Source organism: Azospirillum doebereinerae, assembly GCF_003989665.1.
Lineage (GTDB): Bacteria > Pseudomonadota > Alphaproteobacteria > Azospirillales > Azospirillaceae > Azospirillum > Azospirillum doebereinerae.
The window spans coordinates 1-13,299 of the sequence record NZ_RZIJ01000056.1 but is presented as its reverse complement, the minus strand read 5'-3'; the positions used below and the strand labels follow the sequence as shown (position 1 = coordinate 13,299).

At 66.2% G+C, this 13,299-nt stretch carries 12 protein-coding genes; 7 read left to right on the top strand and 5 right to left on the bottom strand.

Translation table 11 applies throughout. The annotated features are described in order from the left end of the window. Window positions 1-243 precede the first annotated feature (243 nt). Window positions 244-2,298, bottom strand: a complete 2,055-nt coding sequence (locus EJ913_RS33190; RefSeq protein ID WP_185910030.1) for a calcium-binding protein — start codon at window positions 2,296-2,298, stop codon at window positions 244-246. Window positions 2,299-2,626: 328 nt separating this feature from the next. Here EJ913_RS33190 and EJ913_RS30785 point away from each other — a divergent pair, with 328 nt between their 5' ends. Beyond that, a complete protein-coding gene (locus EJ913_RS30785; RefSeq protein ID WP_127005154.1) occupies window positions 2,627-3,439 on the top strand; it encodes a JAB domain-containing protein in 813 nt (270 codons plus the stop codon). 107 nt (window positions 3,440-3,546) lie between these two features. Here EJ913_RS30785 and EJ913_RS30780 read toward each other — a convergent pair whose 3' ends face one another. Beyond that, the gene (locus tag EJ913_RS30780) at window positions 3,547-3,771 is read right to left on the bottom strand and encodes a hypothetical protein (RefSeq protein ID WP_127005153.1); all 225 of its coding nucleotides are present in this window, start codon (window positions 3,769-3,771) and stop codon (window positions 3,547-3,549) included. A 327-nt stretch (window positions 3,772-4,098) separates the two neighbouring features. On the opposite strand from EJ913_RS30780, the gene EJ913_RS30775 reads away from it, so the two are divergent. Continuing rightward, the gene (locus EJ913_RS30775; protein WP_127005152.1) at window positions 4,099-4,635 is read left to right on the top strand and encodes a hypothetical protein; all 537 of its coding nucleotides are present in this window, start codon (window positions 4,099-4,101) and stop codon (window positions 4,633-4,635) included. 304 nt (window positions 4,636-4,939) lie between these two features. Here EJ913_RS30775 and EJ913_RS31995 read toward each other — a convergent pair whose 3' ends face one another. Continuing rightward, window positions 4,940-5,104 carry a hypothetical protein gene (locus EJ913_RS31995; RefSeq protein WP_185910029.1) on the bottom strand — a complete coding sequence of 55 codons (165 nt, stop codon included), beginning with the start codon at window positions 5,102-5,104 and terminating at the stop codon, window positions 4,940-4,942. On the opposite strand from EJ913_RS31995, the gene EJ913_RS32245 reads away from it, so the two are divergent. Continuing rightward, window positions 5,088-5,465, top strand: a complete 378-nt coding sequence (locus EJ913_RS32245) for a helix-turn-helix domain-containing protein (RefSeq protein WP_244939567.1) — start codon at window positions 5,088-5,090, stop codon at window positions 5,463-5,465. The genes EJ913_RS31995 and EJ913_RS32245 overlap by 17 nt on opposite strands. A 258-nt stretch (window positions 5,466-5,723) precedes the next feature. Here EJ913_RS32245 and EJ913_RS30765 read toward each other — a convergent pair whose 3' ends face one another. After that, window positions 5,724-7,460, bottom strand: coding sequence for a winged helix-turn-helix domain-containing tetratricopeptide repeat protein (locus EJ913_RS30765; protein WP_244939566.1), 1,737 nt, complete (start codon window positions 7,458-7,460; stop codon window positions 5,724-5,726). Window positions 7,461-7,593: 133 nt separating this feature from the next. On the opposite strand from EJ913_RS30765, the gene EJ913_RS30760 reads away from it, so the two are divergent. The 4 genes from EJ913_RS30760 to EJ913_RS30745 all read left to right on the top strand — a co-directional run bounded on the left by EJ913_RS30760 (window position 7,594) and on the right by EJ913_RS30745 (window position 11,723). Next, complete coding sequence (locus EJ913_RS30760) at window positions 7,594-8,346, top strand: SDR family oxidoreductase (protein WP_127005151.1); 753 nt, start codon at window positions 7,594-7,596, stop codon at window positions 8,344-8,346. A gap of 83 nt (window positions 8,347-8,429) precedes the next feature. Beyond that, window positions 8,430-8,876: a carboxymuconolactone decarboxylase family protein gene (locus tag EJ913_RS30755; protein ID WP_127005150.1), complete on the top strand. Its 447-nt coding sequence runs from the start codon at window positions 8,430-8,432 to the stop codon at window positions 8,874-8,876. Between the two features lie 100 nt (window positions 8,877-8,976). Beyond that, on the top strand, window positions 8,977-10,101 hold the full coding sequence (locus EJ913_RS30750; RefSeq protein ID WP_127005149.1) for an HlyD family secretion protein: 1,125 nt from the start codon (window positions 8,977-8,979) through the stop codon (window positions 10,099-10,101). Then, the gene (locus EJ913_RS30745) at window positions 10,098-11,723 is read left to right on the top strand and encodes an MFS transporter (protein ID WP_127005148.1); all 1,626 of its coding nucleotides are present in this window, start codon (window positions 10,098-10,100) and stop codon (window positions 11,721-11,723) included. Before EJ913_RS30750 ends, EJ913_RS30745 begins: the two co-directional genes overlap by 4 nt. Before the next feature lie 154 nt (window positions 11,724-11,877). On the opposite strand, the gene EJ913_RS30740 is transcribed toward EJ913_RS30745, so the two are convergent. Next, the gene (locus tag EJ913_RS30740) at window positions 11,878-12,555 is read right to left on the bottom strand and encodes an AbiU2 domain-containing protein (protein WP_127005147.1); all 678 of its coding nucleotides are present in this window, start codon (window positions 12,553-12,555) and stop codon (window positions 11,878-11,880) included. Window positions 12,556-13,299: the final 744 nt, after the last annotated feature.

Sequence of the window (13,299 nt, the reverse complement as noted above, 5' to 3'; positions counted from 1 at the left end):
CTACGTGATGCCGCTTTCGTCATGATAACCCCATCTTCTCAAGAAATGGGGCCTCCGACAAACCCGGCGCGGTTCAGATCGACATCGCCATCGAGCTGGAGCCGGAGGACGGTTGCCTGACCGTGTTCGGCCCAGGCGAGCAGTGGTTCTATGCCCTGACCGAGGATGGCGTCGAGAATCTCAAGGAACTCATCCAAATCCACCGAACGCGACGCTGACCGTTTCGATCCGCTCCTGCGTCACTCACCGGATGCGTACGGACAAGCCGGTCCGCACCTCGTCCCAGCCGCCGCCGTCCAGTTCGACAATTTCTCCGTCCAAGCCGTCGACGAGATAAACGTCGTCACCAGCGCCGCCGATCAGACTGTCGGCTCCCGGACCACCATCCAGTGTGTCCACGCCATCCCCGCCGATCAGGGTGTCGTTGCCGGCCCCGCCCGACAAGCTGTCGTCACCACCGGCCCCGGCCAAGCGGTTGGCCAATTCGTTGCCAGCACCGCTGAAGGAACTGCTGCCGGTGTAGGTCAGCAATTCGACGTTGGCGCCCAGCGCGTAGACCGACAGGCTAGTGCGCACCTCGTCCGTGCCCTGCCCTACCAGTTCGCTCACCACATCGCCGGCGTCGTCGACGATGTAGACGTCGTTGCCCACCCCACCGGCCATGCTGTCTGCCCCCAGCCCCCCATCGAGCAAATTGGCACCGCCGTTACCGATCAGCACATTGTCCAGCGTGTTGCCGGTACCGCTGATTGCGCCCGAACCGGTCAGCGTCAGATTCTCGATGTTGGCATTCAGGACCCACGACACCGAGGCATTCACCATGTCGCTGCCGTCACCGTCCAGTTCGACCACCGTGTCGCCAACGTTGTCGACGACGTAGAGGTCGTTGCCGGCACCACCGACCAGCGTGTCGGTCCCGCCACCGCCGTTCAACGTGTCGTCGCCCTCCAACCCGGTCAGCAGGTTGCCGGCACCATTGCCGATGAGCAGGTTGTTGGCCGCGTTGCCGGTGCCGCTGATGGCGGCCGAGCCGGTCAGGGTGAGGTTCTCAAACTCGGCGAGCAGTGTGTGGGTGATCGAACTCTGCACCTTGTCGGTGCTGTCACCGGGCAGTTCGATCAACACATCGCCGATATTGTCGATGACGTAGGTGTCATTGCCGCTGCCGCCGATCAGCGTGTCCGCTCCGGCCCCGCCGTTCAGCGTGTCGTCGCCGGCTCCCCCGATCAGCGTGTCGTCGTTGAGGATGGACCTCGACACCGCGACAGAGGCCGACGCGAAGCCGACGATGTCGGCCCGGGCGTCACCATCGACGTCCGCCAGTTGCCGCAGGTTCTTGTCCTGGCTGGCCCAAGTGTTCCCATTGCCGTACCATCCCAGGAAGCCGGCCTGTGCCGGAGCGAACGTGCCGTCGGCTTGGCCGAACGCGACGTACGCGCCGGCGTCGGCAAAGCCGACGATGTCCACCCGCTCGTCACCGTTGACGTCCGCCAGCTGACGCGGATGCCGGTCCTGGCTATTCCATCTGGTGTTGAGCGTGAACCACCCGCTGTAGGCCAAGCTCTCATGCGCGAAGGTGCCGTTCGCCTGGCCGCGGGCGACGTACACTGCGTTGCTGGCAAAGGCGACCATGTCGGCCAGCCCGTCGCCATCGACGTCGCCCAGCAGGCGCGGGTTCAGATTCTGGCTCTGCCAGGTGTAGCTGTAGGTGAAATTCTTCTCGCTGTAGGCGCTCTGGACCGCACCGAAAGTGCCGTCCGCCTGTCCGAGCGCAATCAGCACGCTGGTGCTGGAGAAGGCGACGAAATCGGCCCGGCCGTCGCCGTTCACATCCCCGACCAAGCGCGGCATCTGATCCTGGCTGGTCCAGGTGTTCGCGCCGAAATAGCCGGAGTACGCCGTCTGCGGCGCGGTGAAGGTCCCGTTCGTCTGGCCGAGGGCAACCACCACATCGTTGCCGGTGACGCGGACGATGTCCATCCGGCCTTCGCCGTTCACATCGGCCAATTGGCGTGGATTGATGTTCTGGCTGGTCCAGCCATCCGTAGGGGTGAACCTGCCGCTGTAGGCGGTCTGGACCGCACCAAAGGTTCCATCCGCTTGTCCCAGAGCGATCTGGACGGTGGTGCTGGAAAAGCCGACGATGTCGGCCCGACCGTCGCCGTTCACGTCCCCGACCAGCCGCGGGTTGCAGTCCTGACTGGCCCAGGTGGTGTCGTAGGTGAAGTTGCCCGTCAGCGCCGTCTTGCCCGCGTCGAACAGGTATGAGTCGGCTCCCGAAGCGGAGTCGCCAACCAAGCTGTCGTTGCCAGCACCTCCTTCCAACCAGTCTTGCCCAGGTCCCCCACCAACGTGTCACCGTCAGACGTTCCGATAACGGTTACCATCCAGAAACCCCCATTAAATAGCTCTTTACCCCACCACTGCCCCCAAGGCGGGTAATCAATCAATACCACCACGCATTGCGGGGTTACAGTTATCTGGCTGGCGCCAGCCAGGATGGGGATACGACAGAATACGCAAGGAAAAAATAGACTCCGCACAATACCGCCCCGTTTATGAAATGACCTTCTGAACCCAGGGCTGGAAGCATAGCGACCCTGACGGTCCGGCCGAGCAACGGGCTGTGGATGATGGTGGAGACGGTGACTGCGGGTGGGGCGTGACCATGCTGGAGGATGGACGGCCGGCCTTCGGCGCGCCCTCCCCGGCCGCGCCGGAGACCAGGGTGGGCCGCGGGCCGGACAGCGGACGCCGGTGCCGACTGGACGCGCGCGGCTTCGACAGCATCTCCGATGCCGAGCTGCTCGCCCACCTCCTCGCGCTGGTGGCCAAGGACACCGATCCCGACGCGGTTGCCGGCCGGCTGCTTCAGCGCTGGGGCGATATGGCCGGCGTCGCCACGGCCGCCGGGCCGGAGCTTCGCAAGCTGGTCCCCTTCCAGAACCACCGCGGCCCGCTGGCGCTGCGGCTGCTGTGGGAGATGGCGGCCCGCCTCGCCCGGGAGGAGATGGTCCGCGAGCCGGTGCTCGCCTCCTCGGCCGGGCTGGTGACCTACTGCACGGTGCGGCTCGCGCGCGAGCGGGTCGATCAGGTGCGCGTGCTCTACCTGGACGGCGCCCAGCGGCTGATCGCCGACGAGCGGCATCAGAGCGGCACCATCGGCGCGGTGGAGCTCTATCCCCGGGACATCCTGCGCCGCGCCGTCGAACTGGACGCCCTGGGGATCGTGGTTGCCCGTGGTCAGGCGGGCCGACCGGCCCGCCTGACCATCCGGGACCGGGACGACGCCGGCACCCTGGAAGCCGCCGGACAGGTGCTTGGCCTGCGATTGGTCGACTATATGGTGATCGGCCGCACCGGGCATGCCAGCTACCGGGCGGGCGAACGCGCCGCCACGCCCGGTGCGGCCGGCTCCGGCCGGCACTCCTGGCCGTAGACCGCCGGCGGAACGCTCACGCCTCGGCAGCCGGGGGACGTGGGTGGCCGACAGCGCGTTGAGCGCGCCGGGACCGGTGATGCCCAGGCCGGCCGACAGGACCTTGATCAGTCCATTATCCCCAGATGGGCGGGTAGCGGCAGGCCGCGCCGGATGAAGGCCGGCCGCTCCTGGTCCAGCCACGTTGACGGACAGCGGGTCCGCAGGACCTTGTGCCCTTCGGCAACGCACGTCAGCAGATAGTCCTCGATTGACAGCCCCAGTTCGTCTGCAACGGCCTTGGCGCGTTCGAACGCGGGCCCATCCTCCCGAAACAGCAGGGTCACACTCATCAGCGCCTCCATTTGACCGGTTCATTCGCGGAGCATGTCAACCAAACACCGTTCGGTGCCCCTGTCCAGCCTCGACCGAGAAGCTGGAGAGTGGCGCCACGAGGGTCCGCCGTCGGTTCGGTCGCCGGCAAGCCCCTCAAATGCTGGGAACTCTTTGGCCAAGGTCCCGGAAATGGGGGCCGCAACCTCCGGCTGGGCCTTCATCGTGTCTGTTGTTCCCAGCGACCTGCCGGCGCCGACCGGCACCGCCCCCCACGGCGATGCGCAATCATTGCCCCCGCCCGGTGCCGTCCTTGTCAAAGGCCGGTTCAATGGTAGGCTCTCAGGATGACACGGCTCGCTTTTCTCGACATCGAGGCCTCAGGGTTCGGTCCCGGCTCCTATCCCGTGGAGGTAGGCTGGACCTTCGCGGATGGAACGGGCGAGGCGTGGCTGATCTGCCCGCCCGACGACTGGCCCGCCGCCGGGTGGGAGATGGAGGCGGAGGCTGTGCACGGCGTCTCCCGCGTGCGGCTGGAACGCGAAGGCTGGTCGGCGGCCTACGTCGCCGACCGGCTCGTGGCGCAACTCGCCGATGCGCGGCTGTACAGCGACGCAGCCGTGATCGACGGTTACTGGCTGTCCCGCCTGTTGGAATGGTCGAGCCTGCCGGTGTCGCTGCCGTTGCGACCGTTCGAGGAACTGCTGCCTCCGGTCAAGGATGCGGCTGTGGCGATGCGTGCGGCGATCGAGGCCGCCAACCGCTCGTTCCCCCGCTGCCATCGGGCGTTGCCCGACTCCCAGCATCTCTGGGCCATGTGGCGCCACCTCCAGGGTGTTTCGGCTCTGTCCAGTGGCGTCACAGAGCGTTCGCGGGGGCCATGATCCAAAGCACCGCGTTTCGCTCGGTGTATCCCACCGAGTAGACGAAGCCCCTTGCCTCCCGACGCCGCAGGTTCCCGACGATCAGATTGCAAAGACGGCGAAAGACGGGGGTGTCCGGCCTTACCTGTCGGCGTTCACACAGCGCATGCCCGATCTGCTGCGCCGTGAGCGGCCGGTTGGCGACGCGCAAGATGCTTGTGATCTCACCCCCGAGTTCCCCATGCAGGAAGTTGAAGGCCTGCCGAACCCGTCGGCCGCTGGCCACCCTTGCCTTCGGCTTCGCCACGCCTGGAAGCGCGAGCAATTACATGGCGCTGTCCAATGTGGCGAGTTCACGCTCCAGCGTGGTGAGCTGCTCGGACAGGGCGTCGCGGCGCGCGTCGATCTCAGCGCGCTTGGCCGCCAAAGCGGCCAGGACGGGGTCGTTGGTTGCCGGCAATGAAATGGGCGGCGTGGACAAGGTGGGCATCGGGGTCACGGGCGTGGTGCGGTGGGGCAGATTGCCGCAGTATATCCTATTTTGGGATTATCCGGAAACGGGTTTAGTGAGGCGGCCGGTCTCCGCAAACCGGCTGCCCTTCGTGAAGTCCGTTCACAGCCCCGCCTATCGCGTGCTCGTCGATGCGCTCGTGGAAGCGCGGAAGACGGCTGGGCTCACGCAGCAGGACCTCGCGCACCGCTTGGGCAAGCCGCAGTCCTTCGTCGCCAAGGTCGAGAACCGGGAGCGGCGTCTGGATGTGGTGGAGTTCATCACCGTGAGCAGGGCTGTGGGCTTGGATCCCCAGACCGCGCTTCGCCGCGTCGAGAGCGCGCTTCCAGTTCAAGCCTGAATGGACAGTTCAAACCAGCGCCAGAAGGGGGACACATTGCCCTCCTTTTCGCGACATCCTTTCAGCGGGAGAATCCTGCAGCGCGTATTTCCGCATGCGTGCAAAATCCGATCCTCAACGGCATGCCGGCGCGGTGATCCCCCGGGGCGGCGCGGTCGACGCCGGGATGTGCAGGACCTGGAGGAAGCAGCGGCCGGCCGGGAGCGGCGGCTTGTGACGCAAAACGGCATCCGTCGAAGCTTCAGACGAGGAACGGGTTCACTCCGGCAACCCAGCCAGTCTCAGCCCCTCCGCAAACCGCGTGATATCCTCGGGACGGTGGATCGGCAGCCACTCCTTGAGCGTGGAGACGCGCAAGGTCGGGTCGAGTGCGCGCAGCCCCCGCATCGCTTGCCGCGCGTCCTCCATCCGACCGGCGAGCGCGTGGCTCGCCGCCGTCAGGGCGATGGCGACCAGGAGGCCGGGCAGGTTCCCCAACGCCTTGTCCGCCCAGGCCGCGGCGCAATCGTAGCGCCCGGCGAAGAAATGCGCGAGCGCCGTTCCTGCCTGCATCCGGAACATCTCCGGATCCAGCGGGCTCAGGCGGGCGGCATGGGCGAAATGCTCGCTCGCGCTTTCCGTTTCACCGCGGAAGGCGCGCAGGTAGCCGCCGAGGAACCAAGCCGGGGCGAAATTGGGGTTGAGCAATACGGCGCGGTCGATGAGCGCGATGCCGCCATCGAGATCGCCGGCGAAGTGACCGAGCGCGTGCCCGGCTCTCGTCAGGGCGACCGCGTCGTCGCGGCCGAACTCCACCGCCAGTCGCGCCAGCCGGACCCCCTCGGCGATCTCCCGAGGCCGATCGGTCATCCAACCGTTCACCTTGCGCCAGAGATGGCACCAGGCCGCCCCGCCATAGGCCGATGCGAATTCCGGGTCGAGTTCGGTCGCCTTGTGGAACAGGGGCAGCGCCGCGTCGATCGCCTCGCGGGTTCCGCTGTGCAGCTTCGCCGTGCCTCGGAGATAGTAATCGTAGGCGTCCAGGCTTTCCGTCGGCTTGCGCTTGGCGCGCTCGATCTCCGCCCGCTCGAGCTGCGGCGAGATCGCGCCGACGACGCTTTCGGCGATCCGGTCCTGCAATTCGAAAAGGTCGTCGAGCATGCCCTCGAAACGCTCCGCCCAGAGATGCGTCCCGCTCGTCGCGTCGATGAGCTGCCCGGTGATGCGCACCCTGTTCCCAGCCTTGCGGATGCTGCCTTCGAGCACGTAGCGGACGCCCAGTTCACGGCCGACCTCCGTCACATCCACCGCCCGGCCCTTGTAGGCAAAGCTCGAGTTGCGCGCGATGACGAACAGCCAGCGGATGCGCGACAGGGCGGCGATGATGTCTTCCACCACCCCGTCGGCGAAATAGTCCTGCTCGGGGTCGCCGCTCAGGTTCTGGAAAGGCAGCACGGTGATCGAAGGCTTGCCCGGCAGGGCCGGACCGGACGGTGTCTCCTTGCCTTCGCCGGACGCGCGGCTGGCGATTTCCGCTCCGCCGGGCTGCCGTGTCTCCCCGGTCGCGCCGCCTTCGATCGCCCCGCCTTCGATCGCACCGACGAAGCGGAACCCCTTGCGGGGGACCGTGCGGACCAAGCGCTGCTCATCGCCGCTGTCGCCGATGGCCTTGCGGACCGCGTTGATGTGGCTGGTGATGGTCGATTCCGAGACGATCCGTCCGTTCCACACCGCCTCCAGCAGGTCGTCCTTGCTGACGACGCGGTCGTGGTTGCGGACGAGATGCAGCAGCAGGTCGAAGACCTGCGGGCCGACGCCCACGACCTGCCCGCGCAGCGTCAGTTCCCGGCGCTCCTGATCGAGCACACACTCTCCGAACATGAACCGCAAGGTCGCCATCTCCCCGGAGCCGATCCCCCTCGGCTCCTTGTCCGGGGCGACGGGTGAACGCTCCATGCCAGTGATAGCACAGCGGCGCATTGCCGGCTGCACCGTTCGCGTCAAGGCGCGCCGCATGGCTTCCTTGGACGGAAAAGCAAGCGTTCTTGAACGGCAATCCAAGCCCGCCGCAAGGACTTCCCCGTTACGCCCAGGCATTCTCCATCCCATCGGCGGCGCTGGTTCCCGTCGAGAAAAGCGGAGAGACCCCATGAAGATCGTCGTCATCGGAGGCACCGGCCTCATCGGATCGAAGCTGGTGAAGACCCTCCGCGAACGCGGCCACGATGCGCTCGCAGCCTCCCCGAAGACGGGGGTGAACACCATCACCCGCGAGGGTCTGGCCCAGGCGATCGACGGAGCCGCCGTTGTCGTCGACGTGGCGAACGCGCCGGTGTGGGAGGACGAGGCCGCCCTCGACTTCTTCGAGACCTCGGGCCGCAACCTGCTCGCCGCCGAAGCGGCGGCCGGCGTCCGCCACCACGTCGCCCTCTCGATCGTCGGCAGCGAACGGCTTCCCGACAACGGCTATTTCCGGGCGAAGGTCGCCCAGGAAAGCCTCGTCAAGGCGTCCGGCATTCCCCACACCATCCTGCGCGCCACGCAGTTCTTCGAATTCGTCGGCGGGATCGCGCAGTCGGCCACCGTCGGCGGGGAAATCCGCCTGTCGCCGTCGCTGATCCAGCCCATCGCCTCCGACGACGTGGTGGCTGCGCTCGCCGACGTCACCCTTGCACCGCCGGTCGGCGGCACGCTCGAAGTCGCCGGTCCGGACGCAATCCCGCTCGACGAGCTGGTTCGGCGCTTCCTGCTGGCGACGAAGGACACGCGCAAGGTCGTGCCGGACATCCACGCGCGCTACTTCGGCGACGTTCTCAACGATCAATCGCTGACCCCCGGCCGGAACCCCCGCCTCGGCACCATCCGGTTCGAGGACTGGCTCGGTCGGCAGACCGAACGCTGACGGACTTCGAAGACACCCCTGCGGCGGCCATCGGCCGGCGAAGCGGGTATCACAATCGATCATATCCAGGAAAGGTAAAGAACATGGCACGCTTGGCTTGGCACGAGGTCGCGCCCAATGGCGCGAAGGCTCTATTCGGCGTTCATCAGTACGTCACAAAGAGCACCAACCTGCCCGAGGAACTCATCCACCTGGTGTTCCTCAGGGTCTCGCAGGTCAACGGCTGCGCCCACTGCATCGATCTGCACAGCCGCGACCTCCGCAAGACGATGTCGGTCGACAAGGTCACGCTGGTGCCGGTGTGGGAGGAGATCCCGCACCTGTTCTCCGATACGGAGCGCGCGGCCCTGGCCTGGGCCGAGGAGGTGACCCGCGTCAGCGAAACCCACGCGTCGGACGCCGCCTATGCGGCGGCATCGGCGGCGTTCGAGCCGAAGGACTTGGTCGATCTCACCATCGCCATCGCCGCGATGAACGCCTTCAACCGGCTGGGTGCCCCCTTCCGTCTCCCAGTGGCCGCCAAGGCCTGAGCGGATGCGGAGGGGAGCGGCAGCGATCGGTCGCCGCTCCCCTCCGGCGACACGCCGACGCGGCGGTGGCGGCCGATCACATCCGACAGGGAATAAGGGAATGGACAGGATCGAGGGCAGGGGGGCCGCCGTCGCTGACGCAAGCGTCACCGGCGACCGTTCCGCGGTCGGCGCCGCCGCGGCGCGCCCCGGCAAAAGAAGGACCGCGGGCGTGCTGCTGTGCCTCGGCGCCGTGCTGGCCGCGACGGGCGGATGGATCTGGGCCGGTTCGAACGGCGGGACGGCGACCGACAACGCCTATGTCCGCGGCGACGTGACCTCGCTCGCCCCCAAGGTTGCCGGCTACGTCATGACCGTCGAGGTCGAGGACAACCAGACCGTCAGGGTGGGCGACGTCCTGTTCCGGATCGATGACCGCGATTACCGCGCGCGGCTTGCCCAGGCGTTGGCCAACCTTGACGCCGCCCGAGCCCGGCTTGCCGACGTCGATGCGGAGACCCGGCTTCAGCACGTCCTGATCCGGCAGGCCGAAGCCCAGAGACGGTCGGCCATGGCCGAGATGACTCTCGCGGCCAAGGCCTACGACCGCCGTCGCGAACTGATCCGCGGCAACGCCGTCAGCCAAGCCAACCTCGATGAAAGCGATGCGGCGCGCTTGAAAGCCGAGGCGGGCGTGTCGGCCGCCTCGGCGGCGGTCGATGCCCAGCAGCAGCGCCTCGCCGTGCTGGCGGCGCAGCGCGACGCCGCCGTCGCCGCCGTGGCCCAGGCTGAGGCCGCGCGCGACCTCGCCCGGATCGATCTCGAGAGCACCGTGGTGCGCGCGCCGGTCGGCGGCGTCATCGGCAACCGCCAGGTCCGCGTCGGCCGCCTCGTCACGCCGGGCGCCTCCCTGCTCGACATCGTTCCGGTCGACGAGGTGTGGGTGGTGGCGAACTACAAGGAAACCCAGCTCGAACACATCCGGCCCGGTCAGCGCGCCCGCGTCACCGTCGACGGTTATCCGGACGGGACGCTCGACGGCGTGGTCGACAGCCTCGCGCCCGGCAGCGGGTCCGCCTTCAGCCTGCTGCCCGCGGACAACGCGACGGGAAACTTCGTTCGCGTCGTCCAGCGCGTGCCGGTGAAGATCCGGCTTGTCGGCAACCGGCTGCCCGGCCGCCTCGTGCCCGGCCTGTCAGTGCGTGTCGAGATCGCCCGGGGAGTTGCCCAGGGAGGCGACCGATGACCGCCGCCCCCACCACGGCTCCCGCCGCCACGCCGGTCCGCGACGGGGCTGCGGCCGAAATCCTCGTCGCCGCCGGCATCCTGCTGGCCACACTGACGGAGGCGGTTGCCGGCACCGTCCTGTCGCTCGGGCGCGGCGACGTCATGGGCGACACGCATGCGACTCCCGACCAGTTCGCTTGGCTGGACATCGGATACACCACGCTCAAGCTCATCGGCTTCATGGCCGCCCCCTGGCTGACGGCCCGCATCCCTCCGCGCGGCGTGGTCGTTGTCTCGACCCTGGTCATGGGCATGGCGTGCGGCATCGCCGCCCTGACCGATCGGCTGGACCTGCTGGTCGCCCTTCGCGCCATCCAGGGCTTCGCCGGCGGCATCCTGCTCGTCGGGGGACAGGCGATCCTTTTTCTCGCCTGCCCCCGGTCCCGTCAGCCGGTCCTTCAAGCCCTGTTCGCCATGGGAGCCGTCGTCGCTCCCGCGACCATCGCCCCCGCCTTCCAGGGGTGGCTGCTCGACAGCCAATCCTGGAACTGGATCTTCTTCAGCGTCGTTCCGCTGGCCCTGGCGGCAGCGGGACTGCTGCTGATCGCCGACGGGCCGATGCCCGCCGCGACCGCGCCCCGTCCTTTCGATGGGATCGGCTTCGCCTTGATCACCGTCACGTTCTTCTGCGTCACCTGCGTCCTCAGCCAGGGCAGCCGGTGGGACTGGTTCGAGGAGCCCCGCATCCTGTGGCTGGCCGTGACCGGCGCAGCCGCCCTGCTGGTCTTTCTGGCCCAGCAAGCGTCGATCAAGGGCCGGGGGCTGCTCGACGTGTCCCCCTTCGCATCGGACGCCTTTTCCTTCGCCTTCATCGTCAGCTTCGTCGCCGGAGCCGCCCTGTTCGGAAGCGCATTCCTGATTCCGTCTTTCGCCCTGTCCGTTCTCGCCTTCACCCCCACCGAGGCTGGTCTGCTTCTGTTGCCGAGCGGCGCGTTTTTCATCGGCTCGCTCCTGATGGTCGCCTTTCTGATTCAGGTGCGCCGCGTCCCCCCGTTCGCGACGATGCCCTTCGGCATCCTGGCGATCATGGCCGCCATGTGGATGCTGTCCGGCTCGACCGCCGAGAGCGGCGCCGGCGATATGATGGCGACGATCCTGCTGCGCGGCCTAGGCCTTGGCTTGCTGTTCCTGTCGATCACCCTGATCGCTTTCGGCACTCTCGACCGCCGGAATTTGGCGGCCGGAATCGGCCTCTTCAACATAGGGCGCCAGCTCGGCGGCCTGATGGGAGTCGCGGCGCTCCAGACCCTGATCGACCATCACGTCGCCGCCAACGCCGCGGTCCTCGGCGCCCACGTCACCGCGGGCGGCCCCATGCTCATCGAGCGGCTGACGACCACCGCAGCCGCGCTGACGGCGAAGGGGCTGGAGGAGGAGGCGGCGAGCCGGGCCGCGACGAGCCTTCTGGGCCGGTCCGTGACGGGTCAGTCTACGGTGATCGCCTTCGACACGGCGTTCAACGCCGTCGCCCTGCTCTTCGTCATCGCCGCCCCCGTGATGATCGGCATCAAGATCTGCCTTTCCCGCCGTAGGATGGCGCACGCGGCGCGGTATCGCCGCGCCGGCAGTGAAGCCCGATAACCGCTGCGGGCACCGGCAGCGGGCTGATTGACCGGGGTGGCGCCAGCGGCGCCCAGCCCGTCACCATGGGTACGGTGCTCATGCCGACGGGGCCTCCTTTTCGCTACAGCACTGGACGCCCTAGCAGGTCCCATCACGACGTTGGCACATTATCCTAGGAGCAGCCTGCCAACCTCGGGATGAGCGACGGTGCTGGCGGCGCTCCTGCCAGAAATGATCGCCAAAACGCCTCTGCTTGGCGGCTGGACTCGCGAAGCATGCTTTCAAAGTCATGTTCGATGCCAGTTAGCGCGAGGGCCAGCGGCTTGATGATCGGCAGGGTTTCCAACAGCAGAAGCGGTAGATGACTGTACTGCGGGATCACGCCCGGAAGAACATCGACGAGGACGTGAGCGACCCTACTATCCCGGTATGCCCGCAGCGTGTCTAGGTGAGCCCGGCCATCGTGCCCCGGTTGCCAGAGCGCTTCCCACTTTGAGCGCGCGTCGCCGATGCTCTCCACGACTAACGCCGCGTTATGATCCTCGAACCCCATCCCAGGGTTCCACAACCGAGCTTCGTCCTGAAAGTGAACAAGCGTGTCATCGTCTTCTAGCAACGCCAGCACGACCGGGATCGACGCCTTGTTCTGCTGGTGCAGTGGACGCCTTTCTCTCCAATCGTAGATACGGTTCAGTGCGAGAATTTCAGCAGTGATGAGTGAACGTAGCACGATGTTGTAACCGTGCGCCTCATACCAAGCCTTGCCCAGCATGAAGGCGCCGACGATTTCGTTCCCGGCTTTGTGCATGGCGTCGACCTGGATTGCCGCCTTCACGTCGGACACGATCACGGGAATCGCTTCAGTGACACAGCGCACTCGGGTTTCGAAATCTATCCGCGCCCCCTTTGCCATTCCCTGCCCTGCCAAAGTATGCCCCTCCCTATCGCAACAGCTTCAGGATTTGTGATTTTCGTGTCGCTCGATCAATCGATAGCTTGGAATGGAACTGCCGTTCCAACTGGCGAGTTGCGTGCTGCAGACATTGCAATCGAAGCTGTCCCGATCACGCGCAGGTAATTTGATTTTTGTAACTTCATAGATTGAACCGCATGCCTAGCAGGTTTCTTTGGCAATCATCAAATATTTCTCCCTTTTTCTACAGCGTCGGCAGCCGCGAGCACCCGTCCACGACCAGTTTACAGAAGCTTCATCACGGCTCCAGACTGAGAACAATCAAAATTATCCACTGACTATCTTTATATAATACACCTGACACCATGGGTATTTCTTCCGTGTCTGGTGAATTGCGTCTCCGCTATCCTTTGACCATACGCATTCAATACCCTGCATTCGTCCGCACTTTCACTCCATTCTCCAATTCTTTATTCGTTTCTCCATGGCCTTATTCCCTTCCTATTGCGACAATGCTTCGAGTGTTGATCTACGCAGCGCGTCTACTGGATGCGCAAAATTATCCTGATCGCCGCCGACGCGGTTCCGATGCCGGAAGCATCCCCTAGAGCATCGCGCCTGAAATCTGAATCGGCGGTTGCGCTTGGGCCGCTGACGTGATTCACCATTGTTGGAGGTGGA